4 protein-coding genes are annotated in these 4,754 nt (G+C 72.8%); 1 reads left to right on the top strand and 3 read right to left on the bottom strand.

Features of this window, described 5'->3' with window-relative positions; genetic code table 11:
• Nucleotides 1-319: 319 nt before the first annotated feature.
• The gene (locus BZL64_RS40410; protein WP_086773102.1) at nt 320-481 is read right to left on the bottom strand and encodes a hypothetical protein; all 162 of its coding nucleotides are present in this window, start codon (nt 479-481) and stop codon (nt 320-322) included.
• A gap of 600 nt (nt 482-1,081) precedes the next feature.
• Between BZL64_RS40410 and BZL64_RS35045 the strand changes: the two genes are divergently transcribed.
• Nucleotides 1,082-2,503, top strand: a complete 1,422-nt coding sequence (locus BZL64_RS35045) for a serine/threonine-protein kinase (RefSeq protein WP_167396248.1) — start codon at nt 1,082-1,084, stop codon at nt 2,501-2,503.
• Between the two features lie 189 nt (nt 2,504-2,692).
• On the opposite strand, the gene BZL64_RS35040 is transcribed toward BZL64_RS35045, so the two are convergent.
• Entirely contained in the window at nt 2,693-3,511 is an 819-nt protein-coding gene (locus BZL64_RS35040) for a TrmH family RNA methyltransferase (RefSeq protein WP_086773100.1), read from the bottom strand.
• Nucleotides 3,512-3,575: 64 nt separating this feature from the next.
• A partial coding sequence (cobA, locus tag BZL64_RS35035; protein ID WP_107430408.1) for a uroporphyrinogen-III C-methyltransferase occupies nt 3,576-4,754 on the bottom strand: 1,179 nt, incomplete at its 5' end.

The raw sequence follows: 4,754 nt of genomic DNA, 5'->3' as shown, positions 1-4,754 counted from the left end.
GTCCGCGAGGGTGGCCGCGCCGCAGGGGCAGGTGGGCGTGCGGATGTGGGCGTGGGTCTTCGCGCGGAAGGTGAGCGCGGTGAGGAGGGGGTGGGTGGGCACGGGGCCTTCCTGGGGAGTGCGGGGTTGCTCACGCAGGCTACGGGGGTGTCAGGTCGGCCGACGCGTATTCGACCGGCGCTGGAAAAGGGCAGAGCAATGCCGGCGCAGCTCCCCAGCTGCGCCGGCATTTTTTGCCGTCCGCCGCACCCCCGTCCCCACGGGGTTTCATGGATGGATGTCCCCGCCCGGACCGCTCTTCCGGGCCTGGGGTCGCCGCTCAGCGCCCCAGCATCACACCCACGGACGACGCTTGTGTGGCCACTGTCTCCCAGCCGTCGAAGACGACGAGGAGCAGGACCGCCAGGGGGAGGGCCATGACCGTCGCCACCAAGGGGTGGCGGCGGCCCGTACGGCGGGGTCTGTGTGCCGTGTGGGCCATGGTCCCTCTCCTGACCTGTCTCGGTTGTCCTTGGCAAGCGGCGGGTGTCTGACCTCGGGGGACGAGTGCTGCACCCGCCGCTTGACCTCAAATCTAGGCGTGCGGCCGGTGCCGGGCGTCATGCCCTCGTACCGATTGCCGGGCCTCCCGGAGGATGAGCCATGACCTGCGGAGTACTCCCCTGGGTGGAGACGGAGTCCTGGGTCTCGGGGTCTTCCCGGAGGGGGCACCCGGTCCGGGCCGCCTCAGGTGGGAGGTGGGGACTCCCAGGGTGACTTCTCTCACTTCCACCACCCCTGCGCCTACCGCCGTCTCCGCCCGGCGGCCCGCACCGCCGGCCACCACCTCGCCGGTTCGCGTCGGGTCGCCGCGTCGACGGCCGTCTCCGCTCGGTCACCCTTCACGGGTTCAACACCCCTTCTGTGACAGGTGGGTTGCGGGCACCGGTGTGGCGAAGTGCGCCTGCGCCCAAGCCGTCTGACCACTTCTCACGTCTCCCGGCCGGCACCGACAATCGGTGGGGCGAGAGGGCGCGGCCTCTGCGCGCGCAGGGCCGTGGAAACGTAAGCTGTGCCACGTCACACGGACCGGGCAGCGGGGATGAACATGGCGATGATGCGCCTGAGGCGCGAGGACCCGCGCGTCGTCGGCTCGTTCAAGCTTCACAGACGGCTGGGCGCGGGCGGGATGGGCGTCGTCTACCTGGGCTCCGACAAGAAGGGGCAGCGGGTCGCGCTGAAGGTGATCCGGCCCGATCTGGCCGAGGACCAGGAGTTCCGGTCGCGCTTCGCGCGTGAGGTGTCGGCGGCGCGGCGGATCCGGGGCGGGTGCACCGCCCGGCTGGTCGCGGCGGACCTGGACGCCGACCGGCCGTGGTTCGCCACCCAGTACGTGCCCGGTCCCTCGCTGCACGACAAGGTCGCCGACGACGGTCCCCTCGGGGCCGCCGAGCTGGCGACGATCGGGGCGGCGCTGTCGGAGGGGCTCGTCGCCGTCCACGAGGCGGGCGTGGTGCACCGGGACCTCAAGCCGTCCAACATCCTGCTCTCCCCAAAGGGCCCGCGGATCATCGACTTCGGTATCGCCTGGGCGACGGGGGCCTCGACGCTGACGCATGTCGGTACGGCGGTCGGCTCCCCCGGGTTCCTCGCGCCGGAGCAGGTGCGCGGGGCGCTGGTCACCCCGGCCACCGACGTGTTCTCGCTGGGCGCCACCCTGGCGTACGCCTCCACGGCCGACTCCCCCTTCGGGCACGGGAGTTCCGAGGTGATGCTGTACCGCGTGGTGCACGAGGAGCCGCATCTGCAGGGCGTACCGGACGCTCTCGCCCCGCTGATCCGGGCCTGTCTGGCGAAGGATCCGCAGGAGCGGCCCAGCACGCTCGATCTCTCGCTGCGGCTCAAGGAGATCGCGGCCCGTGAGGCCCACGGTCCGGCCGAGGCACGACCGCCGGCTCCGCGTGCCGGTGAGGCCGACCGGCCCACCGGGCGCCTCGCCGACAGCGGCTATCCGGAGCGCACGCTGCGGCAGCCGGCTCCGCCGTCGCGCGGCGACGGGGCGCCGTCCACGCGCGGATCCGCGCCTTCCCGTGGCAGGGGACCCTCGCGTGGCGGCGGTGCCTCGCGCGGCGGCGGCAACCCTTCGTCGCGCTCGGGGTCCCGGCCGGTGCCGGCCGGGCGGAACACCTCCTCCTCCCGCAACACGCGTTCCGGCAGCGGCGGCAGACCCACGGCGCGGGGCGGGACCGGCCGGCCGACGGCACGGAACACGGGGACCGGACGGCGGCCCGCCAATCCGCGGCTGCTGCGGCAGAGGTTGTTCGTCTTCGTCGTCGTGACGCTGCTCGTGGCCCTCGGCATCGCGCTCGTCCAGGGCTGCCAGGGGGCGACGCAGGGGCTCGGCGGCGAGAACGGCGTCGTACGGCATGAGCGGCAGGGGCAGCCGGACGTACGGCAGCAGGGGTCCGGCGGTTGGTCGGCCGGGCCGGGCCAGGGTCTTTCGTTTGGATCAGACCGGCCGTGACCGACGGTTCGCCCCGGCTGACCCGAGCGGCGTCTGGTGCGTGCAGCTCCAAGGCGGAGGAGGGAGTCGACGCGATGGGGGTCCCCCCGCTCGAGCGAAGTCGAGAGTGGGGGGAATCGGCGACCGACGACAACGCCGCAGACGTGCGTGCCGGACCCCGCGACGCCGGCATGATCCGAACGAGAGGCCCTATACCGGCGGGCGGCCCGTCGCGACCGCGTAGAAGGCGACGGCCGCCGCGGCGCCCACGTTCAGGGAGTCGACGCCGTGGGACATGGGGATGCGGACCCATTCGTCGGCGGCGACCAGTGCCTGGGTGGACAGGCCGCCGCTCTCCGCGCCGAGCATGAGGGCGACCCTGTCCATGGTGTGCGGGGCCGCCCGGTCCAGGCTGCTGGCCTTCTCGTCGGGGGTGAGGGCGAGCAGCGTGAACCCGGCCTCGCGCACCAGGTCGAGGCCCTTCGGCCAGGTGTCCAGGCGGGCGTAGGGCACGGAGAAGACCGCGCCCATCGAGACCTTCACGCTGCGACGGTAGAGGGGGTCGGCGCAGTCCGGGGAGAGCAGGACGGCGTCCATGCCGAGGGCGGCGGCCGAGCGGAAGATCGCGCCGACGTTCGTGTGGTCGTTGACCGCTTCCATGATCACGACGCGGCGGTTGGAGTGCAGGAGTTCCGTGGCGGTCGGCAGCGGCTTGCGCTGCATGGAGGCGAGGGCGCCGCGGTGGACGTGGTAGCCGGTGACCCGCTCGGCCAGCTCCGGGCTGACGGCGTAGACCGGAGCCGGGAGTTCGTCGATGACGTCGCGCATGACGTCGACCCACTTGGACGACAGCAGCATCGAGCGCATCTCGTAACCGGTTTCCTTGGCCCGTCTGATGACCTTCTCGCCCTCGGCGATGAACAGGCCCTCGGCGGGTTCGCGCTTGCGGCGCAGCTCCACGTCGGTCAGGCCGGTGTAGTCACGCAGGCGCGGGTCGTCGGGATCCTCAACGGTGATGAGATCGGCCACAGAGCTGATACTGCCTTGTCCTGAGTACGGTGCCAACGGCTTGGCACGGGTCTGTTACCGGCGGTTACGCCGACGTCCGGGGGCCGACGGTGACGACCTCGCCGATGACGATGACCGCCGGAGGCCTGACCTCCTGCGTACGGACCGTCTCGGCGACCGTCTCCAGGGTGGCGTCGACGCGGCGCTGGGAGGCCGTCGTGCCCTCCTGGACGAGGGCGACCGGGGTGCCGGCCGGCTTGCCGTGCGCGATCAGCGTCTCGGCGATCTTCCCGATCTTGTCGACGCCCATCAGGACCACGAGGGTGCCGGTCAGCTTGGCGAGGGACGGCCAGTCGACCAGGGAGCGCTCGTCGTCGGGGGCGACATGGCCGCTGACCACGGTGAACTCATGGGCGACCCCGCGATGGGTGACCGGGATGCCTGCCGCGCCCGGGACGGAGATGGAGCTGGAGATGCCGGGGACGACGGTGCAGGCGATGCCGGCCTCGGCGAGGGCCTGGAGTTCCTCCATGCCGCGGCCGAAGACGTACGGGTCGCCGCCCTTGAGCCGGACGACCGACTTGCCCTGCCTGGCGTGCTCGATCAGCGCGTTGTTGATGGCCTCCTGGGCCATGTACCGCCCGTACGGGATCTTCGCCGCGTCGATCACCTCGACGTGCGGCGGGAGTTCGGCGAGGAGGTCGCGCGGACCGAGGCGGTCCGCGATGACGACGTCCGCCTCGGCGAGGAGGCGGCGGCCACGCACCGTGATCAGGTCCGGGTCGCCGGGGCCGCCGCCGACGAGGGCGACGCCCGCGGTGCGGGTGCGGTGATGAGGGGCGACCAGGGTCCCGTCGCGCAGTCCCTCGACCACCGCGTCCCGGATGGCGGCGGTGTGCCGGGGGTCGCGGCCCTTGGCGTCCGTGGTGAGCACGGCGACGGTGACGCCCTCGCTGTGGCCCGTCGCGGGGGTCCAGGCGGTGGCTGCGTCGGCGTTGTCGGAGCGGACGCACCACACACGGTGGCGCTCGGCCTCGGCGGAGGCGGCGGCGTTGGCGTCGGGGTCGCCGGTGGCGATCAGGGCGTACCAGGCGTCGGCGAGGTCGCCGAGGGTGTAGACCCGGCGCTCCCAGGTGATCTCGCCCGCGTCCGCCATCGCCTCGACGGAAGGGGTCGCCTCGGGCGACACGAGGAGCACGTCCGCGCCCGCGGCGATGAGGGCCGGCAGGCGTCGTTGGGCGACCTGGCCGCCGCCGATGACGAC

This window comes from Streptomyces bobili (assembly GCF_002154575.1).
Taxonomy (GTDB): Bacteria; Actinomycetota; Actinomycetes; order Streptomycetales; family Streptomycetaceae; genus Streptomyces; species Streptomyces bobili.
Note: the sequence above shows the minus strand (reverse complement) of the source record. Positions and strands in the feature narration are given on the sequence as shown.